This is a genomic window from Pseudomonas sp. DR48 (genome assembly GCF_019823085.1).
Lineage (GTDB): Bacteria > Pseudomonadota > Gammaproteobacteria > Pseudomonadales > Pseudomonadaceae > Aquipseudomonas.
The window spans coordinates 1,268,481-1,293,905 of sequence record NZ_CP081946.1 but is presented as its reverse complement, the minus strand read 5'-3'; the positions used below and the strand labels follow the sequence as shown (position 1 = coordinate 1,293,905).

Here is a 25,425-nt window from a genome sequence, read left to right as displayed (position 1 = left end):
ATGTGGGAGCGAGCCTGCTCGCGATGAGGCCCTCAAAGACGCTGCAGATCAAACCGGTTGCCCCCGATCAATCTTGCTGCTCAGGATGATCGAAGTCGTCGTCTTCTCCACCCCGTCCACACTGCCGATCTGATCGAGCAACTGATCAAGCTGCTCTGGCGAATCGGTGCGCAACCACGCCACATAATCAAATTCGCCGCTCACCGCACACAGTTGCTGCACCTGTGCCATGGCGCTGAGCCGGCGCAGCACTTCCTTGCCCGAGCGCGGTTGCACCGTGATCCCGACATACGCCTGCAAGCCGCCATCCACCACCCGCTGACCTAAACGCACGCCATAACCGGTGATGACTCTGGTTTTCTCCAGTCGCGCCAGGCGCGAGGTCACCGTGGTGCGGGCGATGCCCAATTGGCGAGCGAGCATGGCCACGCTTTCGCGAGCGTTGATCTGCAAGGCCGCGATCAATTGGCGGTCGATTTCGTCAAGAACAGGCGGGCGGGTGTCAGGCAAGGGTCGTCTCCAGCAACACAAAACATTGATTTGGCATGTTACAGCACGGCTCGCACAACGCAGGTTTGATCTGGCCTCAGTACCGTTCGGGACATTTTTATCTGCGACAAATTGCCATAAGTAACTAGGTAGTACATCATTTCGCGCTTGTCACAAATGGGGATAATTTCCGACATGAATAATTCTGGGGCTGCCGGCGGCGGCAAATGGTTGCTGTTGGGGCTGGGTATCCTGATCGCGTTGATCGGACTCGGCCTGGCCGGCGGCGGTGTTTATCTGATGTCGCTCGGCGGGAGCGCGTACTTCTTGCTGATGGGCCTGGCGATGCTGGTTTCGGGCCTGATGATCGCCCGTTGCAAGCCGCAAGGCGCGTGGCTGTATGGCGTGGCGTTGATCCTGACAGCGATCTGGGCGGTCTGGGACGGCGGTTTTGAATACTGGCCGCTGGTCTCGCGCGTGCTGACCTTTGCCGTGATCGGCCTGGTCGTGGCGCTGGTCTATCCGACGCTGGTACGTGCTTCGGGCGCGACGGCGGGCCGTGGTGCTTATGGTTTGGCCGGTATCCTCGGCGTCGGCGTTGTTGCAACGATGGCGTACATGTTCGTGCCGACTCACGTCGTCAAAGCCAGCACGGAACCGGCTGTAACGCCGGTCACACCCGGCTCCGAACAGAAGGATTGGGCCCACTGGGGCAACACCACGGCCGGTAACCGTTTTGCCGCGCTGGATCAGATCAACAAAGGCAATATCGACAAGTTGCAGGTCGCATGGACCTTCCGCACCGGCGACATCCCGCAAAGCACCGGGGCCGGTGCCGAAGACCAGAACACGCCGCTGCAAATCGGCGACACGGTCTACACCTGCACTGCCTATGGCAAAGTCTTCGCCCTGGACGCCGACACCGGCACTCAGCGCTGGAAATTCGACCCGCAAGGCACCGCGCCTAACTGGCAACGCTGCCGGGGCCTGGGCTATTCCGAAACCCCTGCATCGTCGGACATCCAGCCCACTGCCTGTACGAAACGTCTGTTTCTGCCGACCGGCGATGCGCGTCTGATCGCGATCAATGCCGACACCGGCAAGCCCTGCGAAGAGTTCGGCAACAAAGGCACGGTCGATCTGACCACCGACATGGGCGAAGTAAAGCCCGGTTACTACCAGCAAACCTCGACCCCATTGGTAGCGGGTGATGTGGTGATTGTCGGCGGTCGTGTTGCCGATAACTATTCCACCGGCGAACCGCCAGGCGTTGTTCGCGCATACGACGTGCGCAGTGGTGAACTGGTGTGGGCGTGGGATCCGGGTAACCCGAACACAACCAAACGTCCGCCAGCCGGTGAGACCTACACCCGTGGCACGCCGAACGTCTGGTCAGCAATGTCCTACGACGCCAAACTTGGTCTCGTGTACCTGCCAACCGGCAACGCCACACCGGACTTTTTCGGCGGCCAGCGCACGGCATTCGATGACAAGTGGAACTCGTCCATCGTTGCCATCGACGTGAAGACCGGTCAGGTGCGTTGGCACTTCCAGACCACTCACCACGATTTGTGGGACTTTGACCTGCCGGCGCAGCCACTGCTGTACGACGTGCCGGACGAAAAAGGCGGCATGCAGCCTGCCTTGGCGCAAGTCACCAAGCAGGGCGAGATTTTCCTGCTCAACCGCGAAACCGGCGTGCCAATCGCCCGTGTCGAGGAGCGTCCGGTGCCACAGGGTAATGTGCCCGGCGAACGCTATTCGCCGACCCAGCCGTTCTCGGTGGACATGCCGTCAATCGGCAACAAAACCCTGACCGAGTCCGACATGTGGGGGGCCACGCCGTTTGACCAGTTGATGTGCCGCATCCAGTTCAAAGGCATGCGCCACGAAGGCGTCTACACCCCGCCGGGCCTTGATCGAGCGTTGCAATTCCCGGGCTCGCTGGGAGGCATGAACTGGGGCAGCGTTTCGGTGGATCCGAACACGAACTACATGTTCGTCAATGACATGCGCCTGGGCCTGGCCAACTACATGATCCCGCGCAACAAGATTGCCGCCGGGGCCAGTGGTATTGAAATGGGCGTGGTGCCGCAGGAAGGCACGCCGTTTGGTGCCATGCGCGAACGCTTTCTGTCGGCGGCCGGCATTCCGTGCCAGAAACCGCCGTTCGGCACGATGTCCGCCATCGACCTCAAGACCCACAAACTGATGTGGCAAGTGCCGGTCGGCACCGTGCAAGACACCGGTCCGTTGGGCATCCGCATGCACCTGCCGATCCCGATCGGCATGCCGACCCTCGGCGCTTCGCTGGCCACCCAGTCGGGCCTGTTGTTCTTCGCCGGTACTCAGGATTTCTACCTGCGTGCTTTCGATACCGGCAACGGTAATGAGATCTGGAAGTCGCGTTTGCCGGTCGGTAGCCAGTCGGGGCCGATGACCTACGTTTCACCTAAAACCGGCAAGCAGTACATCCTGCTCACCGTCGGTGGCGCTCGTCAGTCGCCGGATCGCGGCGACTACGTGATTGCCTACGCGTTGCCCAAGTAAGGTCTGAATCGCAGGTACGAAAAAGCCGCGCCTTTGCGCGGCTTTTTCTATTGTGGAGTTCACCCGGGTGGGGCAAGGATGCCGGGATGGACACGAACAGACAGTCATAGTCGAATGCGACATCGAGGGATGCGAGGTGATGAACATGACGCAGAAAATGCCTTCCGCTGTACGGGATCATGCGATGCAGATTGCCCATCACGAAATGGGGCACTACGTCGTCGCCCGCGCCTTGGGTTTTGAAACGGGCGGCGTGACCCTGACAGTCACCATGGACTTGAGGCATCAAGCAGGCGCGTCCATTACCCTGGCGCGGTCAATGTCGTCGATAGACGCCATCAAGGACTATCTGGAAGCCCGGATGATGGTGCTCTTTGCTGGCGCGATGGGGCAGTCATTGGCGTCGGAACACTCGCACGGCAAACGTGTCGATAAGCGCAAGGCGGCCACAATCCTGAAAGGGGAGCAGGGGGCGGAACAGGATTACGCAAAAATAAGAGAGCTGGGGCACTTACTGCGCAACATCACTTACCCCGATACGAATGCGGCTTCATATGAACGTACAGCGATCGAGCTGAAAGCGATAACGGATCGCCTGTGGTTTCGGACTCAAACCATCGTCGAAGAACTGGCCGATACGATTACCGAATTGGCGCGGATGCTGGTAGACGGCATGGTCATTGTCGAGCAATGGGGCAGGGCGTCGGATACGTATGAGGGGGTGTTGACGAGGGAAGTGCTTGATGGGCTGCGGTTAGTGCATGCAATCCCTGCGTCAGGTGTCAGAACTTATTAACCCCGGCATTTCTGCCGGGGCTGTCAGCAACGTAGTCAGGCTCATGCGCATACTTTCGCCTGATTGTGCCATTCGCCTTCGAACTCCAGATTCAGTTTATAAAGGTCATGGTCCAGTTTGTTGATTGTATTGATAGCAGCCATCAGATCCGCTTCGCCAGTTTTGGCTTCAAGATAAAGACCACGCAAATACCGGTCATTTACCATTGGGATTTTGTCGGTTTTTTCCCAAATCGCTACGGCTTGACTCGTCAAACCGACGATCTCGGCGAGGCTTTCCTGAGACAGCCCAAGCTCTTTTCTTGAAAATCTAAACTCAGCCCCCGTCAGCACTGAAGGCTTCTCAGCGATGGCCTTGCCGATAACGTCATGCAGTCCCTTCACATCCGTGATGGCGACAGACTCGCCATATGCGGTCTGTTTCACCACGAAGCCATTGCTAAGCCATACGTTTGGTAGGCCGCTTTCTACGTAGTGGTACATAAAATCCACCTTTTATCTTGACCCTCGACTTTAGTTTGCTGGCATGTCGAGGTGAACTCGTTTTGGGTAATTCAGATGCTTCTGACGGAAAAAGCGCTTGGAAACTTGAACGCTAGAAACGGAAAAGCCGCGCATTTGCGCGGCGCCGGATAAGCGGGGAACCGTGAAAGGAAGGCAGATATACAGATTTGCTAGAAGCCTCTAGCAGCCATCCCAATCGTGATGACCCGCTCAAATATTGGGGAGCCCCATCAGAGATGGCTCGTTACTGTTCTTCGGATTCCGTTTCGGTCCGGGGAGGCCGAGGTGTCAACACCTTCACCACATCATCAATAACCGCCTTACCCATCGCTGTCAGATAGTGCGCGGCCCATGCGTGGCGGTCGGTGTCTTTTGCGTAGGCTGCGTCCTCGGCAAAAGATTTGGCGAGGAACAGCAAATCGGAGGCTTGTGACAACGCTTCGACGATGGGGACACCAGCGCGGACGTTGAACAACGCCTGATCCGAGCAGTAGATGAGTGGGGTGAAACCGATGGTTTTTAGGTCTGAGGATGTGGACGGATTTGTTTTGCTCATTGTTTCGCTCCTTAAAACGAGGAGCTGCCGCATTCGTTACCACACGAATGGGTGGCAGCTGTACGCAGGGTGGTAAACCGGAGAGCAAAGGAACCGGCAGACCCGAAGGTCTCCCACGCACAGCCGCCATAACGAAGGATTACAGGCGTAAAAACGCATGAAATCGTGATGGGAGCACTGTTGCACTTTGCCTAGCCGGGTTACCACACCCGATCACTGCATTTGCAGCGACGTCCGGAGAGTATCCCGTCGAAGAGAACGCCAACAAGGCGGCAAAGTGCCCAAACGCACCCATTACGCAATTCTCGGAGTTTGCCTACAACCTTAGAGGACGTCATCCGATAACCCGACGATTGCGTAAAATATAACCTAAGGGCAGAAAGGAAAATGACTCACGTTCCGCCGCGGAGCAGCGCACAGGACGCGACCCGAGCCCCGATAGGATGACTGATGTTGCAAAATGACCGCGATAATCTGGAGCTCGATAAGCTTCAAGTCGAAATCCGGAAATTCATGGCCGAAACCCGCAAGTTTATGGCAGAAGAAAGCAAACTTAGGCAGGAGGCTTTTTGGTATCCGTTCGCAGTGGGCGCTGGTCTGGTGACCGCCGTTGTCGCCGCCGTCGGACTGTGGTCCAAACTTTAAAATTCCAACGCATGGAAGCGACCAATCATCGGGGATGCTTGAGTTTTACCGCTTAGCAGCCCACCTTACCTAACAAGGGTTAGCGTATTAGGCGCGACCCGTGATCTCTGCAGGAAGACGCAGTATGTCCACACCTCCAACGACTCAGGCCAGCATTGAACAGTTACACCGTGACGTGGCCGCTTTGGCTGAAGACATGCGTAGCCCAACCCCAACCGCAACCCGAGCGATCCTTCTGCCGTTTGGCCTCGGTGCCGCGTTGGCTCTTGTAACTTTTGTTGCTGTCGCCTTTTTGGCTCGACTGGTCTGATCTCCTAGGCCAATCGTTAATCTCAGAAAAGCAAAAAGCCGCGCATTTGCGCGGCTTTCGTGTTTGGTGGGCCCACACGGACTTGAACCGTGGACCAAAGGATTATGAGTCCTCTGCTCTAACCAACTGAGCTATAGGCCCTCAGTAGGCCGCGGATTATAGCGATGGTTTCTCGGCTGTGCTATCCGAAAAATCCGATACGGCTATACGAAGAAACGTCGCGGCGAATTCATCCGGGGGCAGAGGCAGGCTGACGATGTAGCCCTGGATCTGTTCACAGCCTTCCTCGGCAAGGAATTGCTGTTGCGCGAGGGTTTCGACACCCTCAGCGATGACCGTGAATTGCATGCTGCGCCCCAAGGCAATAATGGCCCGAACAATCGCCGCATCGTGCGGATCGTCAGGCAGGCCGCGGACGAAGGACTGGTCGATCTTGAGGATGTCCAGTGGCAGGCGCTTGAGGTAGCTCAGGGACGAGTAGCCCGTACCGAAGTCATCGATCGCCAATTGCACGCCCAGATGTTTGAGTTGGTGCAGCACTGCCAGCGCTTCTTCGGCCTGGCTCATGATGAAGTTTTCGGTAATCTCCAGTTGCAGAAAACCTGGCGCCAGGCCGTGGTCATTGAGCAGTTGTTCGATTCGTCCAAGCAGGTTCGGCTGACGTAGTTGAGCGCCGGCGAGGTTGACCGACAGTGGCCCGACGCTTTCATACACCTGGTTCCATTCGTACATCTGTCGGCAGGCGGTTTCCAAGACCCAGTCGCCGATTTGCAGGATCATGCCGTTTTCTTCCGCCAACGGAATGAAGTGCTCCGGCGGCACCGCACCGAAGGTCGGGTGATGCCAGCGTATGAGCGCTTCGGCGCCGACCAGTCGATGGTCCTCGAGGCTGATTTTCGGTTGGTAGTAGAGAACCAGCTCATTGCGTTCCATGGCGCGCCGTAATTCATGTTCCAGCGCCACGCGTTCGCTGGCCTGGGCCGTGAGGTCGCGGGTGTAGCTCTCGACCCGGTTACGCCCCTTGGCCTTGGAGCGATACATGGCGGCATCGGCGTTCTTGACCAGCGTGGCGACATCGCAGCCGTCCCTGGGGTACAGGCTGGTGCCAATGCTGGCGCTGATGAAAAATTCGTGTTCGCCGGCCTGGAAAGGGGCGGAGAAGCAATTAAGCAGCTTGGTCGCAATATTGTCTGCGTCGCTGGACTGCTGCAGGCCGGGCAGCAGAATGATGAATTCGTCGCCGCCCAGCCGCGCAACGGTATCGATATCGCGCAACTGCTCCTTGAGGCGAACGGCGATGCCCTTGAGCAACAGGTCGCCGACCGGATGGCCAAGGCTGTCGTTGATGTGTTTGAAACGGTCGAGGTCGAGAAACAGCACTGCGCCCTGACCGCCATTCTCCTGTTGGGTGTTGAGCGCGGTCAGCAGGCGGCTCTCGAACAGCGTGCGGTTAGGCAGGCCGGTCAGCGGATCGTGGTGCGCCTGGTAATCGAGTTTGGCTTGAGCGTGCTTGAGGCTGGAAATGTCCGCAAACACCGCTACGAAGTGGGTGATGAACTTTTCCCGGTTGCGCACGGCGCTGATGGTCAGCCAGCTTGGGTAGAGCTCGCCATTTTTGCGCCGGTTGGAAATCTCGCCTTGCCAGTGACCTTCGGCCGTCAACTGATGCCACATTGCCGCATAGAACGCGCTGTCGTGCAGGCCGGAGGCGAGCAGGCGGGGGGTGTGGCCCAGTGCTTCGCTCTCGCTGTAGCCGGTAATCTCGGTAAAGGCGCGGTTGACCGCGCTGATGTGCTGCTGGGTGTCGGTGATCAACACGCCTTCGGCGGTGCTCTCGAACACCGTGGCCGCCTGCTGCAGTTTTTCCTGCATCAGGTGCCGCTCGGTGATGTCCCGGGCAATGGTCAGCATGCAGTCTTCATCGCCGATGGGCAAGGGACGGCTGGACACTTCGCAGAGACGAATCTGCCCGTCGCTGCGGCGGATGTGGCAGGTGAAGTCGCGAACGAAACCATCGCGATGCAGCAAGTCGAGCATCTGTTTGCGTTCGTTCAGATTGACCCAAATCCCCAATTCCAGGGCTGAGCGGTCCACAGACATGGCGCTGTTGAAGCCTGTGATGCGGCTGAAGCCTTCGTTAACCTCCAGCAGCAACCCGTCGCTCTGCCGGGACAGTAACAATCCGTCCGGGGAGGCGTGGAAGGCCTTGGCGAATTTTTCTTCGGAGGTTTGCAGTTGTTGCTGGGTTTCCTTGAGCTGGCTGATATCGCGCACCACGACGACCAGGGCAGGCGTCGTATCGAGGTCGAAAGGCTCGGCGGAAATCAGGCCGGTAAACACCTGGCCGTTGTTGCGGCGAAAGGGCATTTCCAGGTTGCGGATGCTGCCAGCCTGCAGGCGCTGCAACAAACCCGGGCCGACACCGGGTATGCCCCAGATATTGAGGTCGGTAGCGGTCTGGCCGATGACGTCTTCGGCCTTGAGGCCTATCTGCTCCTCGAACGCTTTGTTGACCTCCAGCAGACAGCCGTCGGACAGCCGTGCAATCACCAGGATGTCCGGGCATTGCTTGAACACGGAAGCAAATTTTTGCTCGGAAAGGCGTAATGCCTCTTCAGTGCGCTTGGCTTCGCTGATGTCGATCATCAAGCCGCGCAACACCGGTTCGTGACCATGCTCGATCAGGCTGACGATATCGCGCACCCAAAGGCACCGGCCATCGGCCGTGATGACCCGGTAATCGACGCTGTAATCGCGTCCGGCCAACACTTCGTGATCGCAGAACGTCTGGGCTCGGGTCAGGTCTGCCGGGTGAATGATGTTGCGCCAGAAGCCTGGAATCAGCCAATGGGAAAGGGGATAACCGAGTAGGGCTTCGGCATGGGGCGACACGTAGCTGTAGGTGTAATCGCTCATCCGTGCTTCCCAGGCGATGGCCGAAAGGCTCTCTACCAGGCCACGATAGTGGTATTCGCTGCTGCGCAGTTCCTGTTCGAGGTCGACTCGCCGGGCAATTTCCGAACTCAGCCGGCGATTAATCCGAATGACGATCGCCAGCATGATGATCAGAAACAGCAGCCCAGGCAGGCCATAAACCAGCAAGTCCGACCAGAAGGTTCGATGATCCAGGACATTACCAACCCAGTGTTCCTGAATGGCATTGACCTCACTGGAGGACATATCTGCCAGGACTTTATCGAGGATGCCGACCAGTAGCTTATTGTCGGGGGGCACGGCCATCGCCAACTGATAGCGATAGGGCGTTTCGCCGCTGACATACAGGCCCTCGAGCTTGAGTTGACGCAGGCTCCAGACGCTGGAGGCGAGATCGCCTACCACGGCGTCCACCTTATCAGTAGCCAGCGCCTGCAAGGCCGAGCTGACATTGGGCATCGCCACCAGATTCAGGTCGGGGTGGTGCGTGCGCAACAGTTCATGGGGCGCATAGTTTTCCACCACGGCGATCTTCAACCCGTAAAGATCTTCGAGTTTGCGCGGTTGCGGGCCGCCGACATGAGCGAGGATGACAATCGGAAAGTCCAGGTAAGGACGGGTGAACGACAGGTAGGACTGGCGCTCCGGGGTCGACATGATGCCCGGAAGTACGTCGAGTTTGCCCTGTTTGGCCTGCTGCAAGACTTCGGTCCAGCTGACTGGCTCGATGGGTGTCAGCTTGATGGCCAGCCGTTGACGGATTGCGTCGATGTAATCGGCTGCCAGGCCTTGGTAGCGGCCTTGGTCGTCACGGAACTCAAACGGCGGCCAGGATGCATCGACACCCAGGCGCAGGTCCGGGTGAGCCTTCAGCCAGCCACGTTCTTCGTCGGTTAGAGTCAGCGCGCCAGCCGTTGCGGTCCAGGTCATTAGCGACAGCAAAAAAAGCACGGACGGCAGTATGGGCATAACCGGTCTCGTTATGGCTCGGGGGTATGTTTCGAGTGTAGACGGGCAATTCGGCGGGGGAGAGGTGCGGGGGATTTAATCTGCATAAAGCAAAACCCCCGGCCTGGGCCGGGGGTTTTGTGATCACTCGTCGAGGAAGGAGCGCAAATGCTCGCTTCTCGTCGGGTGGCGTAGCTTGCGCAACGCCTTGGCTTCGATCTGACGAATCCGTTCACGGGTCACGTCGAACTGTTTACCAACCTCCTCGAGGGTGTGGTCGGTATTCATGTCGATACCGAAGCGCATGCGCAGCACCTTGGCTTCACGGGCAGTGAGGCCGGACAGCACTTCGCGAGTCGCTTCTTTAAGGCTCTCAACGGTGGCGACATCGATTGGCGACTGCATGGTCGAGTCTTCGATGAAGTCACCCAAGTGGGAGTCTTCGTCATCACCGATCGGGGTTTCCATGGAGATCGGCTCTTTAGCGATCTTCAATACCTTGCGGATCTTGTCCTCAGGCATTTCCATCCGTTCGCCCAGCTCTTCCGGGGTCGGTTCGCGACCCATTTCCTGCAACATCTGCCGGGAAATGCGGTTGAGCTTGTTGATCGTCTCGATCATGTGCACCGGAATACGGATGGTGCGGGCCTGGTCGGCGATCGAGCGAGTGATCGCCTGACGGATCCACCAGGTGGCATAAGTCGAGAATTTGTAGCCGCGGCGGTATTCGAACTTGTCTACCGCTTTCATCAAACCAATGTTGCCTTCCTGGATCAGATCGAGGAATTGCAAGCCACGGTTGGTGTACTTCTTGGCGATGGAGATCACCAGACGCAAGTTCGCTTCAACCATCTCTTTCTTCGCGCGGCGGGCCTTGGCCTCACCGATCGACATGCGACGGTTGATGTCCTTGATCTCGGCGATCGTCAAACCGGTTTCGGTTTCCAGTGCTTTCAGCTTCTGCTGGCAACGAATGATGTCCGGTTGCAGGCGACCAATGGCTTCAGCATATTTGCTTTTGCCTTTGGCCAGTGCATCCGTCCAGCTTTCGTCGACTTCGTGGCCCGGGAACTGGCGCAGGAAGTCGGCACGCGGCATGCGGGCATCACGAACACAAAGCTGCATGATCGCGCGCTCTTGCTGACGCAGACGATCAAGGGCACTGCGAACACGCTCGACCAGGCCTTCGAATTGCTTCGGAACCAGTTTGATCGGCATGAACAGCTCAGCCAGAAGCACCAGCTCGGCAATTGCCAGCTTGTTGCCACGACCATGCTTTTTCAGGGCCTTGCGGGTGATTTCCATCTGATCGGAGACAGCGCCAAAGCGCTGGGCTGCGATGATCGGATCCGGACCGCTTTCGGCTTCTTCTTCGTCATCCGTCGCTTCAGCGTCGTCGTCATCGGTGTCGTCGTCCGTTTTCACGGCTTTCGGATCGATTGGCGGCGGCACTTCTGCAGCAGGCGGCGCAATGCCGTCGTCCGGGTCGATATAACCGCTCAGGACGTCGGACAGGCGGCCACCTTCGGTGGTGACGCGAGTGTATTCGGAGAGAATATGGTCAACCGTGCCAGGGAAGTGCGCAATTGCGCCCATCACTTCGCGGATACCCTCTTCAATACGCTTGGCGATTTCGATTTCGCCTTCACGCGTGAGGAGCTCTACCGTACCCATTTCACGCATGTACATGCGCACTGGGTCAGTGGTGCGACCAATGTCGGTCTCGACCGCTGCCAACGCTGCTGCTGCCTCTTCGGCCGCGGCTTCGTCGGTATCGGCGTCGGCCAGCATAAGGGAATCCTTATCTGGCGCAACCTCGAATACGTTGATCCCCATGTCATTGATCATGCGGATGATGTCTTCCACCTGTTCCGGATCTGAAATATCCTCCGGCAGGTGGTCGTTGACCTCCGCGTAAGTCAGGTAGCCCTGCTCACGACCAAGTGTGATCAACTCTTTGATACGAGACTGCTGTTGCGCTTTTCCGGACATAACACCCTATCCACTGAAGGTCTTGGCGGGCAAAAAACAAGCCGAGGATTATACCTGAGCTATGACCTCACGCGCCAGTTGAGGTCGGGGTTGATACAGCCATATTGCGTTTTAATAGGTCGCGCATCTGATTTGCTATCTGATTTGCTTCCTCCGCGGTCAGTCCTGGCTGCCTTGCTTTTCTGATTAGTGCTTCCAGGCTATCCGTGTGTTGAGAGGCCGATAGCCTAGTAATGGTGTCTAAAAACTGTTGTTCAAGGTTGTCGCCTGCAATCAGCCATTCCTTTTCCGCCAATGCCTTGAGCAAACGCCCCTGTTCCGTCCCGTGCCAGCGGGCCATTAACTGGATTGAGTTTAGCTTAGGATTTTTTTGCACCGCCTCGATCAGCGCGACCAGCAGCTGAGCGTAGGTGTTGCTTTCGTTGGCGAAGTGGTTGGCGGTTTCGACCTTGCCAGCCAGGTCCGGATGATGGATCAGGGTGCGTAGTGCAATCAGGGTCGGGGCTTCTACTGCAATCGGCGTGCGTGGGGCGCTCGGTTGATCGCGATCACCGCCGCGCTTGCCATTCTTGTCCCATGGCTTCTTGTCCCACTTCTTGCCGCCGGCACCGGGTTTTTTCGGTGTCCATTCCTGCTGTGGCACATACATCTCTTGTGCCTGCGGCTGATGGTAGTCGCTGTAATCCGGCATGGCGTCGTAATCGACGCCCGGGTCGTAGGTCGGCGGTGCATCCTGAGGCGCGCTTTGCACCAGCTGGCTCACGGCTTCACCGCTGAGCCCGGTAATCTCGGTCAGGCGCTGACGCATGAGGATGCGCAGGTTCGCGCCCGGGACCTTGTCGATAAGCGGTGCGGCTAGGGTGGCCATATGGGCCTTGCCTTCGAGCGAGCGCGGATCGGATTCTTCCGTCAGCTGCTGAAAGAAATAATCCGCCAATGGCTGGGCGTGCTGGTTGATTCGCGCGCGGAAAGCGTCAGTGCCTTCGGAGCGGACCAGCGTGTCCGGGTCTTCGCCTTCGGGCAGGAACAGAAAGCGTGCGCGCCGTCCGTCTTGCAGGCACGGCAGTGTGGCCTCCAGTGCTCGCCATGCGGCGTTGCGGCCCGCCTGGTCGCCATCGAAGCAGAACAGTACGTTGGGCACGACACGAAACAGTCGTTTCATGTGTTCTTCGCTGGTGGCGGTACCCAGGGTCGCGACAGCATTGCGCAGGCCTTGCTGGGCGAGGGCGATGACATCCATATAGCCTTCGACAACGATGATTTCGTCGAGGTTGCGATTATTTTTTCGCGCTTCATACAGGCCGTAGAGCTCCTGGCCTTTATGGAATACCGGCGTTTCCGGCGAGTTCAGGTATTTCGGCTTGTCGTCGCCCAGCACTCGGCCGCCGAAAGCGATGATGCGCCCGCGGCTGTCACGGATCGGGAACATTACCCGATCGCGGAAGCGGTCATAGCGTTTGCCGGTTTCGGCGTTCTCGATCAGCAGGCCGGCATCGACCATGGCTTTCTGTTGCAGGGTGTCACTGCTCAGATGCTTGAACAGATTGTCCCAGCCGGGCGGGGCAAAGCCGAGGCCGAAGTCCCGGGCGATTTCGCCGGTCAATCCGCGACCTTTCAGGTAATCCACGGCGGCTTTGCGCGATGGATGACTTTTCAGCGCTTGACGGTAAAAGTCGGCAGCGGCGGTGAGCAGCGGATACAGCGGCGAATCGGTCGGCTGGCGCGGTTTGTGCGGCCGGCCGCTTTCTTCGCGGGGTATTTCCATGCCGGCGGCTTTGGCCAGTTCTTCGACAGCCTGGACGAAATCCAGGTTGTCGTGGTCCATCATGAAGCCGAGGGCGTTGCCGCCAGCGCCGCAGCCGAAGCAGTAGTAGAACTGCTTGTCGGGGCTGACGCTGAAGGACGGGGTTTTCTCTTTGTGAAACGGGCAGCAGGCGGTGTAGTTCTTGCCGGCCTTTTTCATTTGCAGGCGAGAGCTGACCACATCGACGATGTCGGTGCGGTTCAGAAGGTCGTCAATGAAGCTCTGGGGAATTAGCCCGGCCATGGCGTTCTCGTCAACTGCGCTGAAATGGACCCGAAACGAAGGGCGGCCGAACGCGGGTCGTTGTTTGAGGCGCGCAAAATGTGCGGCTCGACCGGTGTCGTCTGCGTAATCGCTGTCGGGAAGTGTATCTGCCGAAAATCCACTGACGTTAGTACCAATCAGTATTCGACTATGTGAAAGTATTGCGCTGAACTCCGCTGCGGCCAGTCGATAGCCTCGGATAGCTCATAAGCGGGCACACAAGAAGGTGCCTTGGGCTGATCGTCGTGAGAGGAATCAGTGGGTGTGCTCGTCAGTAGCCTTGGAAGGCTCGTCAGAAAAGACGTGCACCGCTGGCAAAAGAGCCAGGTCTGACGCTGTGAAGCAGTTTGTCTCGGTCGCGTCTGCGGCTTTGACGGTGAAGCATCAAGCGTACTCCGCAAATGCCATTAGCCCGGCTGAGGGCCGGGCTTGGCAGAAGCTTGCTACGAACGTCTGTGTATTAGTACAGACGAACGGCGCGGCGCTGTTCGCGCTGTACTTTCTTGGCGTGACGCTTAACAGCGGCTGCTGCTTTACGTTTACGCTCAGAAGTAGGCTTCTCGTAGAATTCGCGGCTACGAACTTCAGCCAGTACACCGGCTTTTTCGCAGGAGCGCTTGAAACGACGCAGAGCTACGTCGAAGGGTTCGTTCTCTTTTACTTTGACGGCTGGCATCCAGAGCTACCTTCATTCATTACCGGGGTCAACATCCTCGTGGCAAAAGAGCACTTGAAGACGTCGGTTTTTAAGGGTTGCGGATGTTAACCCCTCATCGCTCGGAATGCAAAGCCTCTGATCGAAAACCGCTAGTCGGGGCATCACGCGGCGACTATTATGCGCGCCTTCGAATTCAGCCTAAACAAGGCGTAAACCCATGCTAGTACTGGGATTGGAAACCTCTTGCGACGAAACCGGTGTCGCACTTTACGACAGTGAACGTGGCCTGTTGGCCGACGCGCTGTTCAGTCAGATCGACCTGCACCGTGCCTATGGCGGTGTGGTGCCGGAGCTGGCTTCTCGCGACCACGTCAAGCGCATGCTGCCCTTGATCCGTCAGGTGTTGGCCGAGGCCGACTGTGTTCCGACCGAGATCGACGCCATTGCTTATACCGCAGGTCCCGGTCTGGTCGGTGCATTGCTGGTGGGGGCGTCCTGTGCCCAGGCGCTGGCGTTTGCCTGGGGCATTCCGGCCCTCGGCGTCCATCATATGGAGGGTCACTTGCTGGCGCCGATGCTGGAGCCGCAACCGCCCGAATTCCCGTTCGTCGCTTTGTTGGTGTCGGGTGGTCATACACAGCTTGTTCAGGTCGATGGTATCGGCCACTACACGTTGTTGGGCGAGACCCTCGACGATGCCGCCGGTGAAGCGTTCGACAAGACTGCGAAGATGATGGGGCTCAATTATCCGGGTGGTCCGGAGATCGCCAAGCTGGCACAGCAGGGCGTTGCCGGACGTTTCACTTTTCCGCGTCCGATGTGCGACCGTCCGGGGCTGGCGTTCAGCTTCAGCGGCTTGAAAACCTTTGCCCTGAACACCTGGCAGCAGAGCGTCAGCGCCGGGGACGACAGCGAGCAAGCCCGTTGCGACATCTCGCTGGCGTTCCAGGAGGCCGTGGTGGAGACTTTGACCATCAAGTGCAAGCGAGCCCTGAAACAGGCGGGTATGAAGCGTCTGGTGATCGCTGGGGGCGTCAGCGCCAACAAGGCACTGCGCGTGTCCCTGGAGAAAATGCTCGGGGACATGAAGGGCGATGTGTTTTATGCCCGTCCGGAATTCTGTACCGACAATGGCGCAATGATTGCGTTTGCCGGTTGCCAGCGCCTACAGGCCGGTCAGCACGAAAGCCTGGCAATCAGCGTGCAGGCGCGCTGGCCGATGGAGCAGTTGTCGGCGCTGTGATGAGCGGCGCTCACGTGCAGGAGTCAAAAATGCCGTTCGCGCCCGGCAAACAGGTCGCGTAGATTGCCGCGATGGCGCCATACAATCAGCCCCGTAAGTGCGGTCATGGGCAGCAGCGCTGCCGGTTCCTGCCAAGCCAGCAGCGGCAGGGTCAGGGGCGTTGCGATCAGAGCGGCCAGTGAGCTGGTGCGGGTCAGGTAAAACGTCAGCAGCCAGGCACAGACCGCCAGCAGGGCTGCGGGCGGATAGAGTCCCAGCAACATGCCGGCCGCGGTGGCGACACCCTTGCCGCCGCGAAAGCGGAAGTACAGTGGAAACAGGTGGCCGATGACGGCGCAGATGCCGATCCAGGCCTGCTCCTGCAGCGAAAGCCCGGCAAGACCTGCGATCAGCACCGGCAAAAGGCCTTTGAACAGGTCGCCGAGTAAAGTCAGGGCGGCGAGTTTTTTGCCGACCAGGCGCAACATATTGGTGGCGCCGGCATTGCCCGAGCCACTCATTCGCGGATCGGAGTTACCGGTCAGGCGGCTGAGCAAAATGGCGAAGGACAGCGAGCCGAGCAGGTAGGCGAGAGTCGCCAATAACCAAAACATGCTAACTATTCCGGGCGAGGACGCCCTGATTCTAACGGCGCATTGCGCCCTTGTCGTGCAGCGGAGAAAAGTGCTTGGACAGAGTGTTTATCGAGGGCCTGGAAGTCGACACCGTAATTGGTGCCTACGACTGGGAACGAGGCATCCGACAGTGCTTGCGACTTGATCTGAGTTTCGCCTGGGACAATCGCCCGGCCGCCGCCGGTGATGACCTGACTCTGGCGCTCGATTACGCGAGCGTTTCGTCGCGCATCCAGGCCTTTGCCGAGCAGGCACAGTTCCAGTTGGTCGAAACCTTCGCCGAACGACTGGTGGAAGTGTTGATGAGCGAATTCAAGATCACCTGGATGCGCCTCAAACTGACCAAGCCAGGCGCTGTCCCGGCGGCCACCGGTGGTGTGGGCGTGGAGATCGAGCGCGGATGCCGCTGACTCAGGTGTACCTAGGGCTCGGTAGCAATATCGAGCGCGAAACCCATTTACAGGCGGGCCTGGAAGCCTTGGCGGCTTTTTTGGTGGATATACGCTGTTCGGCGGTGTTCGAAAGCCAACCGGTGGGGATCAAGAGCGGACCGTTCTTCAATTTCGTGGTCTCGGCTTACACCGATCTTCCGCTGATGGAGCTGGATCGCCGCCTGAAATTCATTGAGGCGGATAACGGTCGTTATGCCCCTGATCGCAAGGGTTTGCCGCTGGACATCGACGTGCTGCTGTTCGGCGATCTTGTAGGCAATTTCGATGGCCTGACCTTACCGCGAGCGGAGATTCTGAAAAATGCCTTTGTGCTGTGGCCGTTGTCGCTGATTGCGCCGGATCGGGTTCATCCAGGCGTAGGCAAAAGCTTTGCGGCGTTGTGGCGCGAGGCGCAGATCGATCAGGTGTTGGCGCCGGTGGCGTTCGAGTGGCGTGGCCAGCAGTTGACCCCTGCGAATTTACTGAGATCTGGCTGACGCAATCACGGCAAGACCGCTCCCACAGGGATTTACATAGACCCTGTGGGGAGAGGTCTTGCTGCGATGCTTTTCAGGCGGACGCCGCCTCTTTGTAGGCTTTCAGTGCCTTGAGTCGTTCACGTTTGATCGCCTCTCCCAACTCCGGCCCTTTAAATCCCTTCTCAAGCAGCGGCTGAACCGCCACGCTGTGGGCGGCAATCGCTGCGCCGCGCAAGTAATCCGCCTGTGGGTAACTTCGCTGCTCGAGCCCTTTGCGCCCACGCGCATCCATTTCGCAAGCCGCAACGAACTCTTCAAATCGCTGGGGGCGACGGTACACGTCAAAACTCTGCAATAACTCCAGCAAAGTCGAAGGCTTCAGCTCCAGGGCGCGATGGCCATGGGTGTGATATTGGCCCACCAGCAATGCCAGTTCCTGGCAATCCTTGGGCGCCTTGAAGCGTTCATTGACCGCTTTGATCAACTTCAGGCCCGTGTGTTCGTGGGCAATGTGACGTGGCCATTCTTCTTCGGGCGTCAATCCTTTGCCCAGATCATGCAACAGGCACGCCCAGCGCACGGTCAGCGGTTGTTTGTGCAGCGCCGCTTGTTCAAGCACGCTCAGGGTGTGCACGCCGGTATCGATTTCCGGGTGATGGGTTTCGGGCTGTGGCACGCCGAACAGGGCATCCACTTCCGGCATCAGCACCTTGAGCGCGCCACATTCGCGCAACACCTCGATAAATACCTGAGGCTGATCTTCCATCAGCGCCCGGGAAATTTCTTTCCAGCTACGTTCGGCGGTCAAGGCTTGCAGTTCGCCGGATTGGCTAAGTTGGCGCATCAGCTCCAGGGTTTCAGGTGCGACGGTAAATCCCATGCCGTAATAGCGAGCGGCAAAGCGGGCAACGCGCAGGACTCGGAGTGGATCTTCTGCAAATGCGGGGGAAACGTGGCGGAGTATGCGCGCCTCAAGATCACGCTGACCGTGGTAAGGGTCAGTCAGGTTTTGCTGATCGTCTTCGGCCATGGCGTTGATTGTCAGGTCGCGACGGATCAGGTCCTCTTCGAGGGTGACTTCAGGGCTGGCGTGAAAGGTGAAACCGCCATAACCGCGACCGCTTTTGCGTTCGGTGCGGGCGAGGGCGTACTCCTCACCACTTTTGGGGTGAAGAAAGACCGGGAAATCCGCGCCTACCGGGCGATAGCCCTTGGCGAGCATTTCTTCAGTGGTGGCGCCGACCACGACCCAGTCGATATCGGTGACAGGCTTGCCCAGCAGGCGATCGCGTACCGCACCGCCGACTTTATAAATCCGCATAAAAAACCTCCGTTAGCCCGACAGAATAACCGTTGCATCGAGCTTTCGGAGGCACAAAGACGCTTAAAGGTGAATGACAGCCAGGTCCAGCCGGCCGTAATCGCCCTCGCCGTGCTCGCTTCTGGGGGGAACATGATGGGTTTTCATCACCTGATCCCCTTGCAGGGTTTCCAGGTGAATATCGAAACCCCAGAGCCGGTGGAGGTGCTTGAGCACTTCCTCGGTGGACTCGCCCAGCGGTTTGCGGTCGTGTTGCTGGTGGCGCAGGGTCAGTGAGCGATCACCACGCCGGTCGATGCTGTAGATCTGCACATTGGGCTCGCGGTTACCCAGGTTGTACTGCGCGGCCAGGGTTTCGCGGATGATGCGATAGCCACCCTCATCGTGAATCGCCGGAACCAGCAAGTCGTCCTTCTGATCGTCATCGAGAATGCTGAACAGTTTCAGGTCACGAATCACCTTTGGTGACAGGTACTGCAGGATAAAACTTTCATCCTTGAAACTGCTCATCGCGAACTTGATGCTCGATAGCCAGTCGGTGCCTGCTATTTCCGGGAACCAGCGGTAATCCTCCTCGGTAGGGTTTTCACACATGCGGCGGATGTCCCGGTACATGGCAAAGCCCAGGGTGTAGGGGTTGATGCCGTTGTAATAGGGGCTGTCGAAGCCGGGTTGATAGACGACACTGGTGTGGGACGTCAGGAACTCCATCATGAAGCCGTCAGTCACCAGTCCTTCGTCATACAGGTCATTCATCAATGTGTAGTGCCAGAACGTGGCCCAGCCCTCGTTCATCACCTGAGTCTGGCGTTGTGGGTAGAAGTACTGGGCAATCTTGCGCACGATCCGCACGATCTCCCGCTGCCAGGGTTCCAGTAGCGGCGCGTGTTTTTCGATGAAGTACAGGATGTTTTCCTGAGGTTCGGCGGGGAAGCGTGCGTTGTCCTTGTCACTGAACTTGTCCGCACCTTTAGGAATGGTGCGCCACAGATCGTTGATCTGTTTCTGCAGGTGCTCCTCCCGATCTTTCTGACGACGACGTTCCTCTTCCGCCGAGATCGGATATGGACGTTTATACCGGTCGACCCCGTAGTTCATCAGCGCGTGGCAGGAGTCGAGGAGATCCTCCACCGCGTCGATGCCGTGGCGTTCTTCGCACTGCATGATGTACTGCTTGGCGAAGACCAGGTAATCGATGATCGAGCTGGCATCGGTCCAGGTGCGGAACAGGTAATTGCCTTTGAAAAAGCTGTTGTGCCCGTAGCAGGCGTGGGCGACGACCAGAGCCTGCATGCAGATGGTGTTTTCTTCCATCAAATAGGCGATGCACGGGTCAGAGTTGATCACGATCTCATAGGCCAGTCCCATCTGCCCGCGGCTGTAGGATTTTTCGGTGCTGAGAAAGTGTTTGCCGTAGGACCAATGGTGATAACCCAGCGGCATCCCGACGGAGGCGTAGGCATCCATCATTTGCTCGGCAGTAATCACCTCAATCTGGTTGGGGTAGGTATCGAGTGCGTAGCGAGCCGCCAGGCGACTGATTTCTTTGTCGTAGGCCTGGATCAGCTCGAACGTCCATTCGGAGCCGGTGGAAATGGGTTGGCGCTTCTGCTCTTTGGCGGTCATGTCACTAACCTGCGCTGGAAGAGTTCACGAAAGACCGGATAGATATCCCCGGCCGAGACCAGTTGCTGTTGGGCAAAAGTGTCAGAGAAGGCTTCGGCGATGCGTTCGTACTCGAACCACAACGCCTGATGTTCGCGCGGGGTAATCTCAACGTAAGTGTAGTACTGCACGAACGGCATGATCTGATTGATCAGAATGTCGCGGCAGATCGGTGAGTCGTCGTTCCAGTTATCGCCGTCGGAGGCCTGGGCGGCGTAGATGTTCCACTCGTTGCTCGGATAGCGCTCGGCCATGATCTCCTGCATCAGTTTCAGGGCGCTGGAGACGATGGTGCCGCCGGTTTCCCGGGAGTAGAAGAACTCTTCCTCATCCACTTCGCGCGCGCTGGTGTGGTGGCGGATGAACACGACATCAATCTTGTCGTAGTTACGCTTCAAAAACAGATACAGCAGGATGAAGAAGCGCTTGGCGATGTCCTTGGTCGCCTGGGTCATGGAGCCGGACACGTCCATCAGGCAGAACATCACGGCCTTGGAGCTCGGGTTCGGCTGTTTGATGAGCAGGTTGTACTTGAGGTCAAAGGTGTCGAGAAACGGCACGCGATGGATACGCGCACTGAGTTTTTCGATTTCCGCTTCGATTTCCTGAATATCGCCAAAGTTGTCCGGTTCATCGCGCTTGAGTCGCAACAACTCCTCTTTGGCTTCGCGCAATTTTGCCCGGCTGCTGCCAGACAGGGCGATACGCCGGGCATGGGCCGAACGCAGCGTGCGGATGATGTTGATGCGTGACGGGTTGCCTTCGTTGCTGATGCCCGCGCGCACGGTCTTGAAGGTGTCGGTGCCGGTCAGGTTGCGCTTGACCAGGTTTGGCAGCTCAAGGTCCTCGAACATGAACTCGAGAAATTCCTCCTGGGTGATCTGGAAGACAAACTCGTCCATCCCTTCGCCCGAGTTGCCGGCCTTGCCAGGGCCCCTGCCGCCGCCCCCTCCAGGTGGACGGGCAATGTGCTCGCCGCTGGTGAATTCCTTGTTGCCGGGGTGCACGACAGTCTGCTTGCCACCGCGGCCATGGTGAAGCACCGGCTCGTCGATATCACGTCCGGGAATACTGATTTGCTCGCCGTGCTCCATATCGGTAATGGAACGCCGGCTAACGGCCTCTTCGACGGCCTTTTTGATGTGATCACGGTAACGCCGCAGAAACCGCTGGCGGTTCACCGTGCTCTTGTTCTTGCCATTGAGACGTCGGTCGATCACATAGCTCATAGGGCCCTCCGGGCAGCTTCAAGTTGTGAGCTACAAGCTGCAAGTAGAAGCTACCCGGATATCAGGACTACGCGCTTTTTCTTGCCGCTTGTAGCTTATGGCTTGCCGCTGCGTCATTGCGATTTCCGGACCCGTAGGTACCATTCGGAAAGAAGCCGTACCTGTTTGTCGGTGTAACCCCGCTCGACCATCCGTGTGACGAAGTCGTTGTGCTTCTGCTGGTCCTCTTTGCTGGCCTTGGCATTGAAGCTGATGACCGGCAGGAGGTCCTCGGTGTTGGAGAACATTTTCTTCTCGATGACCACCCGTAGTTTTTCGTAGCTGAGCCAGGTCGGGTTCTTGCCATTGTTGTTGGCCCGCGCGCGCAATACGAAGTTGACGATTTCGTTGCGGAAATCCTTCGGATTGCTGATGCCGGCCGGTTTTTCGATTTTCTCCAGCTCTTCGTTCAGGGCGACGCGGTTGAGAATCTCGCCGGTCTCCGGATCGCGGTATTCCTGATCCTGAATCCAGAAGTCGGCGTACAGCACGTAGCGATCGAAGATGTTCTGGCCGTACTCGCTGTAAGACTCGAGGTAGGCAGTCTGGATCTCCTTGCCGATGAATTCGATATAACGCGGTGCCAGGTATTCCTTGAGGAAGCGCAGATACCGTTCACGAGTCTCGGCCTGGAATTGTTCCTGTTCTATCTGTTGTTCCAGCACATAGAGCAAATGCACCGGGTTAGCGGCAATTTCGTGCGGATCAAAGTTGAATACCTTGGACAGGATCTTGAACGCAAACCGGGTCGACAGACCGTTCATGCCCTCGTCTACGCCGGCGTTGTCGCGGTATTCCTGGATCGACTTGGCTTTCGGATCGGTGTCTTTGAGGTTCTCGCCGTCATATACCCGCATCTTGGAGTAGATGTTGGAGTTTTCCGGCTCCTTGAGGCGCGAGAGCACGGTGAACTGGGCGAGCATCTTCAAGGTATCGGGCGCGCAATGAGCCTTGGCCAGGGAGCTGTTGAACAGCAACTTGTCGTAGATCTTCACTTCGTCGCTGACGCGCAGGCAATACGGTACTTTGACGATATAGATCCGGTCGATGAAGGCTTCGTTGTTCTTGTTGTTACGGAAAGTATGCCATTCCGATTCGTTGGAGTGCGCCAGCAGGATCCCGGTGAACGGAATCGCCCCGAGGCCTTCGGTACTGTTGTAGTTGCCTTCCTGAGTGGCGGTCAGCAATGGGTGCAGCACCTTGATTGGCGCCTTGAACATTTCGACGAATTCCATCAGGCCCTGGTTGGCCCGGCACAGCGCGCCCGAGTAGCTGTAAGCGTCGGCGTCGTTCTGTGGGTATTCCTCCAGTTTGCGGATGTCGACCTTGCCCACCAGCGCCGAGATGTCCTGGTTGTTTTCGTCTCCCGGCTCGGTTTTGGCCACCGCGATCTGATTGAGGATCGATGGATAGAGCTTCACCACGCGGAACTGGCTGATGTCGCCGCCGAATTCGGCCAAGCGCTTGGTCGCCCATGGCGACATGATGGTGTTGAGGTAGCGCCGTGGAATGCCGAAATCTTCCTCGAGGATCGCGCCATCTTCGGTGGCGTTGAACAGACCCAGAGGCGACTCGAATACCGGCGAGCCCTTGATCGCGTAGAAGGGCACTTTCTCGATCAGCTGTTTCAGCTTCTCGGCCAGGGACGATTTACCGCCACCGACGGGGCCCAAGAGATAGAGGATTTGTTTCTTCTCTTCCAGTCCCTGAGCGGCATGGCGGAAATACGACACGATCTGGTCAATGCATTCTTCCATCCCGTGGAAGTCTTCAAAGGCCGGATAGCGGCGGATTACCTTGTTGGAGAAGATTCGCGACAGTCTCGAGTTGGTCGAGGTGTCGAGCAGCTCCGGTTCTCCGATGGCCAGCAATAGACGCTCGGCGGCGGAGGCGTAGGCGCTGCGGTCCTGTTTGCACAGTTCAAGATACTCTTGCAGCGTGAGTTCTTCCTGGCGTGTGGACTCGAATCGTTGTTGGAAGTGGCTAAAGATACTCATGACGTCACCTCGCTCGATACGTGGAGCCGACGCCGGATCATTCAGTCGATGCTGGCAGCAACCGGATATGCAGTCGCTGTTTACCCCCCAGAACTCTTTCAGAGCTTACTACCCCGAAAGCTACTCCCGATGACCCGCGCGCCGGTGTACCGGCTCTCCCCTGTTTTGGATGGCCTGCGCTTAAGGATAGTTGGGAATTCGTGAGGTAAAGGCAAGATGCGTAATTAGTTGTGGCAGACCGTTCGTCTGCCACCGCGCTAAGCCACCGGGGCCGGGGCTTACGCGTTACAAAAAAATTATTCTGAGGTGCCTTGCGCCGTTTCCGCTGGATAAGTCGTACGCCACAGCTCAAAACCGCCATCCATGCTGTAGACGTCAGAGAAGCCCTGGCTGATCAGGTAAGCGGCGGCGCCCTGGCTGGAGTTACCGTGGTAGCAAACCACGACCGTCGGTGCATCCAGATCGGCAGCCTGAATAAAGGCGTGCAGAGAATGATTGTCCAGATGCTTCGAGCCGCTGATGTGCAGCGCGGCAAAAGTAGCAGGATCGCGGACATCGACCACCACTGCGCCTTGTTCGCGCAGGGCTTGGGCCTGTTCCGGGGGAATACGTTTGAATTCGCTCATGGCGGGCTCCTGTGGCTCGGCTGAAAGCGCAGTCTAGCGCGGCGCGCTGGCTGGCGTTGGTTCGCTGGTTTGTGGGGCGACTGGTGGCTCGGCGGCATGGCCATGCTCATCGCACTTGCAGGACAGGCGTTCCCCGCTATCGACATCCATTAGGGTCAAGGCTCCGCCCCAGACGCAACCTGTGTCGAGGGCTGAAACGCCCGGCTCGTCGCACTGGCCCTCAAGCGCGGCCCAGTGCCCGAAAATGATTTTCACACCCTTGGTCTTGCGTTCCTTGTGCTGGAACCAGGGTTTGTAGCCAGGTGGTGCAGTGTCCGCGCCTTCCTTGGTCTTGAGATCCAGCTTGCCTTCGGCGGTACAGAAACGCATACGGGTGAAATAGTTGGTGATCACCCGAAGGCGCGTGACACCTTTGAGGTCGCTGTCCCATTTCGCCGGATCATTGCCGTACATACCGTCGAGGTAGGGTGGCAGCAGATTATCGTCGCGCAGGGCCGTCTCGACCTCGGCGGCGCACTTGAGGGCTTTGCGCAGCGACCATTGCGGTGGAATACCGGCATGCACCAGCACGACGTTACGTTGCTCGTCGTAGTGCATGAGCTTTTGCTGGCGCAGCCATTCCAACAGCTCGGCACAATCGGGGGCTTCAATAATCTCGCGAAGGGTGTCGGACTTCTTCAGGCGTTCGATGTTTTTCCCGGCGGCCAACAAGTGCAGGTCATGGTTGCCAAGCACGCATACCAGCGATTCGCGGATGCTATAGAGGAAGCGCAAGGTGGCCAGCGACTGCGGACCACGGTTGACCAGATCTCCCACCAGCCACAGACGATCCTTTGTCGGATCGAAGGCTACTTTTTTGAGCAGGCATTGCAGGGCTTCAAGGCAGCCTTGCAAATCGCCGACCGCATACGTCGCCATCAGTGCAAGGCTCCGGGCACCGCCAGCCGGAAGGGCGCAATGACAGCATCGAAATGCTTACCGTCGTCGGCAAGCATTTGATAAGTGCCTTGCATCGTACCGACCTTGGTGGTCATCACGGTGCCACTGCTGTAGGTGTGTTCTTCACCGGACTGGATCAAAGGTTGCAAACCCACGACGCCGGCACCGCGAACCTCCTCGACATGTCCGTCGCCGTCGGTGATCACCCAGTGCCGTGACAATAGTTTGGCCGGTAGCTCGCCATTGTTGTGCACGGTGATGGTATAGGCGAAGGCAAAGCGGTTGTGCTCGGGTTGCGATTGTTCTGCCAGATAGCGGGTGACGACGCTGACGTCGACCTGATAACGAGGATCGGACATGCAAGAGGCCTTAAATCAAAGCGGGACGCGGGGC

21 protein-coding genes and 1 tRNA gene are annotated in these 25,425 nt (G+C 58.0%); 6 read left to right on the top strand and 16 right to left on the bottom strand.

What is annotated here, in order from left to right:
* Positions 1–48: 48 nt before the first annotated feature.
* Entirely contained in the window at positions 49–510 is a 462-nt protein-coding gene (locus K5K95_RS05995; protein ID WP_027926714.1) for an Lrp/AsnC family transcriptional regulator, read from the bottom strand.
* Between the two features lie 174 nt (positions 511–684).
* Between K5K95_RS05995 and K5K95_RS05990 the strand changes: the two genes are divergently transcribed.
* Both K5K95_RS05990 and K5K95_RS05985 read left to right on the top strand, forming a co-directional pair.
* Entirely contained in the window at positions 685–3,039 is a 2,355-nt protein-coding gene (locus K5K95_RS05990; RefSeq protein WP_222588715.1) for a glucose/quinate/shikimate family membrane-bound PQQ-dependent dehydrogenase, read from the top strand.
* A gap of 145 nt (positions 3,040–3,184) precedes the next feature.
* Entirely contained in the window at positions 3,185–3,835 is a 651-nt protein-coding gene (locus tag K5K95_RS05985; protein ID WP_222590298.1) for a peptidase M41, read from the top strand.
* A 41-nt stretch (positions 3,836–3,876) separates the two neighbouring features.
* Here K5K95_RS05985 and K5K95_RS05980 read toward each other — a convergent pair whose 3' ends face one another.
* Positions 3,877–4,317 carry a transcriptional regulator gene (locus K5K95_RS05980; RefSeq protein WP_222588714.1) on the bottom strand — a complete coding sequence of 147 codons (441 nt, stop codon included), beginning with the start codon at positions 4,315–4,317 and terminating at the stop codon, positions 3,877–3,879.
* Positions 4,318–4,582: 265 nt separating this feature from the next.
* Positions 4,583–4,894, bottom strand: coding sequence for a DUF3077 domain-containing protein (locus K5K95_RS05975; protein ID WP_222588713.1), 312 nt, complete (start codon positions 4,892–4,894; stop codon positions 4,583–4,585).
* 450 nt (positions 4,895–5,344) lie between these two features.
* Here K5K95_RS05975 and K5K95_RS05970 point away from each other — a divergent pair, with 450 nt between their 5' ends.
* Positions 5,345–5,539: a hypothetical protein gene (locus tag K5K95_RS05970; RefSeq protein WP_222588712.1), complete on the top strand. Its 195-nt coding sequence runs from the start codon at positions 5,345–5,347 to the stop codon at positions 5,537–5,539.
* A gap of 374 nt (positions 5,540–5,913) precedes the next feature.
* Here K5K95_RS05970 and K5K95_RS05965 read toward each other — a convergent pair.
* The 5 genes from K5K95_RS05965 to rpsU all read right to left on the bottom strand — a co-directional run bounded on the left by K5K95_RS05965 (position 5,914) and on the right by rpsU (position 14,467).
* Positions 5,914–5,990: transfer RNA gene (locus K5K95_RS05965), tRNA-Ile, on the bottom strand.
* A gap of 15 nt (positions 5,991–6,005) precedes the next feature.
* A complete protein-coding gene (locus tag K5K95_RS05960) occupies positions 6,006–9,752 on the bottom strand; it encodes a bifunctional diguanylate cyclase/phosphodiesterase (RefSeq protein WP_222588711.1) in 3,747 nt (1,248 codons plus the stop codon).
* Between the two features lie 123 nt (positions 9,753–9,875).
* Positions 9,876–11,723, bottom strand: coding sequence for an RNA polymerase sigma factor RpoD (gene rpoD / locus K5K95_RS05955; RefSeq protein ID WP_222588710.1), 1,848 nt, complete (start codon positions 11,721–11,723; stop codon positions 9,876–9,878).
* Positions 11,724–11,790: 67 nt separating this feature from the next.
* Complete coding sequence (gene dnaG / locus K5K95_RS05950; RefSeq protein WP_222588709.1) at positions 11,791–13,770, bottom strand: DNA primase; 1,980 nt, start codon at positions 13,768–13,770, stop codon at positions 11,791–11,793.
* Between the two features lie 481 nt (positions 13,771–14,251).
* On the bottom strand, positions 14,252–14,467 hold the full coding sequence (rpsU, locus tag K5K95_RS05945) for a 30S ribosomal protein S21 (protein ID WP_002551877.1): 216 nt from the start codon (positions 14,465–14,467) through the stop codon (positions 14,252–14,254).
* A gap of 199 nt (positions 14,468–14,666) precedes the next feature.
* Here rpsU and tsaD point away from each other — a divergent pair, with 199 nt between their 5' ends.
* Complete coding sequence (tsaD, locus tag K5K95_RS05940; protein WP_222588708.1) at positions 14,667–15,692, top strand: tRNA (adenosine(37)-N6)-threonylcarbamoyltransferase complex transferase subunit TsaD; 1,026 nt, start codon at positions 14,667–14,669, stop codon at positions 15,690–15,692.
* Between the two features lie 23 nt (positions 15,693–15,715).
* Here tsaD and plsY read toward each other — a convergent pair whose 3' ends face one another.
* On the bottom strand, positions 15,716–16,285 hold the full coding sequence (gene plsY, locus K5K95_RS05935; protein WP_222588707.1) for a glycerol-3-phosphate 1-O-acyltransferase PlsY: 570 nt from the start codon (positions 16,283–16,285) through the stop codon (positions 15,716–15,718).
* 74 nt (positions 16,286–16,359) lie between these two features.
* Here plsY and folB point away from each other — a divergent pair, with 74 nt between their 5' ends.
* Positions 16,360–16,716, top strand: coding sequence for a dihydroneopterin aldolase (gene folB / locus K5K95_RS05930; RefSeq protein ID WP_008051601.1), 357 nt, complete (start codon positions 16,360–16,362; stop codon positions 16,714–16,716).
* Positions 16,707–17,234: a 2-amino-4-hydroxy-6-hydroxymethyldihydropteridine diphosphokinase gene (gene folK, locus K5K95_RS05925; RefSeq protein WP_222588706.1), complete on the top strand. Its 528-nt coding sequence runs from the start codon at positions 16,707–16,709 to the stop codon at positions 17,232–17,234. Before folB ends, folK begins: the two co-directional genes overlap by 10 nt.
* A 73-nt stretch (positions 17,235–17,307) precedes the next feature.
* Here folK and K5K95_RS05920 read toward each other — a convergent pair whose 3' ends face one another.
* The 7 genes from K5K95_RS05920 to apaG form a co-directional block, all read right to left on the bottom strand.
* The gene (locus K5K95_RS05920; RefSeq protein ID WP_222588705.1) at positions 17,308–18,537 is read right to left on the bottom strand and encodes a multifunctional CCA addition/repair protein; all 1,230 of its coding nucleotides are present in this window, start codon (positions 18,535–18,537) and stop codon (positions 17,308–17,310) included.
* Positions 18,538–18,600: 63 nt separating this feature from the next.
* Positions 18,601–20,163, bottom strand: a complete 1,563-nt coding sequence (locus K5K95_RS05915; RefSeq protein ID WP_222588704.1) for a SpoVR family protein — start codon at positions 20,161–20,163, stop codon at positions 18,601–18,603.
* The gene (locus K5K95_RS05910; protein WP_010467159.1) at positions 20,160–21,431 is read right to left on the bottom strand and encodes a YeaH/YhbH family protein; all 1,272 of its coding nucleotides are present in this window, start codon (positions 21,429–21,431) and stop codon (positions 20,160–20,162) included. The genes K5K95_RS05915 and K5K95_RS05910 overlap by 4 nt, the downstream gene beginning before the upstream one ends.
* A gap of 113 nt (positions 21,432–21,544) precedes the next feature.
* Complete coding sequence (locus K5K95_RS05905; RefSeq protein WP_084318392.1) at positions 21,545–23,467, bottom strand: PrkA family serine protein kinase; 1,923 nt, start codon at positions 23,465–23,467, stop codon at positions 21,545–21,547.
* 296 nt (positions 23,468–23,763) lie between these two features.
* Positions 23,764–24,093, bottom strand: a complete 330-nt coding sequence (gene glpE, locus K5K95_RS05900; RefSeq protein ID WP_109635326.1) for a thiosulfate sulfurtransferase GlpE — start codon at positions 24,091–24,093, stop codon at positions 23,764–23,766.
* 33 nt (positions 24,094–24,126) lie between these two features.
* Positions 24,127–25,011, bottom strand: coding sequence for a symmetrical bis(5'-nucleosyl)-tetraphosphatase (locus tag K5K95_RS05895; protein ID WP_222588703.1), 885 nt, complete (start codon positions 25,009–25,011; stop codon positions 24,127–24,129).
* Positions 25,011–25,391: a Co2+/Mg2+ efflux protein ApaG gene (gene apaG, locus K5K95_RS05890; protein ID WP_222588702.1), complete on the bottom strand. Its 381-nt coding sequence runs from the start codon at positions 25,389–25,391 to the stop codon at positions 25,011–25,013. Before apaG ends, K5K95_RS05895 begins: the two co-directional genes overlap by 1 nt.
* Positions 25,392–25,425: the final 34 nt, after the last annotated feature.

Coding starts and splice junctions, on each gene's coding strand:
- glpE (WP_109635326.1), bottom strand. CDS start 24,093: ATGAGCGAATTCAAACGTATTCCCCCGGAACAGGCCCAAGCCCTGCGC.
- K5K95_RS05905 (WP_084318392.1), bottom strand. CDS start 23,467: ATGAGTATCTTTAGCCACTTCCAACAACGATTCGAGTCCACACGCCAG.
- K5K95_RS05985 (WP_222590298.1), top strand. CDS start 3,185: ATGACGCAGAAAATGCCTTCCGCTGTACGGGATCATGCGATGCAGATT.
- K5K95_RS05980 (WP_222588714.1), bottom strand. CDS start 4,317: ATGTACCACTACGTAGAAAGCGGCCTACCAAACGTATGGCTTAGCAAT.
- K5K95_RS05960 (WP_222588711.1), bottom strand. CDS start 9,752: ATGCCCATACTGCCGTCCGTGCTTTTTTTGCTGTCGCTAATGACCTGG.
- folK (WP_222588706.1), top strand. CDS start 16,707: ATGCCGCTGACTCAGGTGTACCTAGGGCTCGGTAGCAATATCGAGCGC.
- apaG (WP_222588702.1), bottom strand. CDS start 25,391: ATGTCCGATCCTCGTTATCAGGTCGACGTCAGCGTCGTCACCCGCTAT.
- tsaD (WP_222588708.1), top strand. CDS start 14,667: ATGCTAGTACTGGGATTGGAAACCTCTTGCGACGAAACCGGTGTCGCA.
- rpsU (WP_002551877.1), bottom strand. CDS start 14,467: ATGCCAGCCGTCAAAGTAAAAGAGAACGAACCCTTCGACGTAGCTCTG.
- K5K95_RS05915 (WP_222588704.1), bottom strand. CDS start 20,163: ATGACCGCCAAAGAGCAGAAGCGCCAACCCATTTCCACCGGCTCCGAA.
- plsY (WP_222588707.1), bottom strand. CDS start 16,285: ATGTTTTGGTTATTGGCGACTCTCGCCTACCTGCTCGGCTCGCTGTCC.
- dnaG (WP_222588709.1), bottom strand. CDS start 13,770: ATGGCCGGGCTAATTCCCCAGAGCTTCATTGACGACCTTCTGAACCGC.
- K5K95_RS05910 (WP_010467159.1), bottom strand. CDS start 21,431: ATGAGCTATGTGATCGACCGACGTCTCAATGGCAAGAACAAGAGCACG.
- K5K95_RS05920 (WP_222588705.1), bottom strand. CDS start 18,537: ATGCGGATTTATAAAGTCGGCGGTGCGGTACGCGATCGCCTGCTGGGC.
- K5K95_RS05895 (WP_222588703.1), bottom strand. CDS start 25,011: ATGGCGACGTATGCGGTCGGCGATTTGCAAGGCTGCCTTGAAGCCCTG.
- K5K95_RS05990 (WP_222588715.1), top strand. CDS start 685: ATGAATAATTCTGGGGCTGCCGGCGGCGGCAAATGGTTGCTGTTGGGG.
- rpoD (WP_222588710.1), bottom strand. CDS start 11,723: ATGTCCGGAAAAGCGCAACAGCAGTCTCGTATCAAAGAGTTGATCACA.
- K5K95_RS05970 (WP_222588712.1), top strand. CDS start 5,345: ATGTTGCAAAATGACCGCGATAATCTGGAGCTCGATAAGCTTCAAGTC.
- K5K95_RS05975 (WP_222588713.1), bottom strand. CDS start 4,894: ATGAGCAAAACAAATCCGTCCACATCCTCAGACCTAAAAACCATCGGT.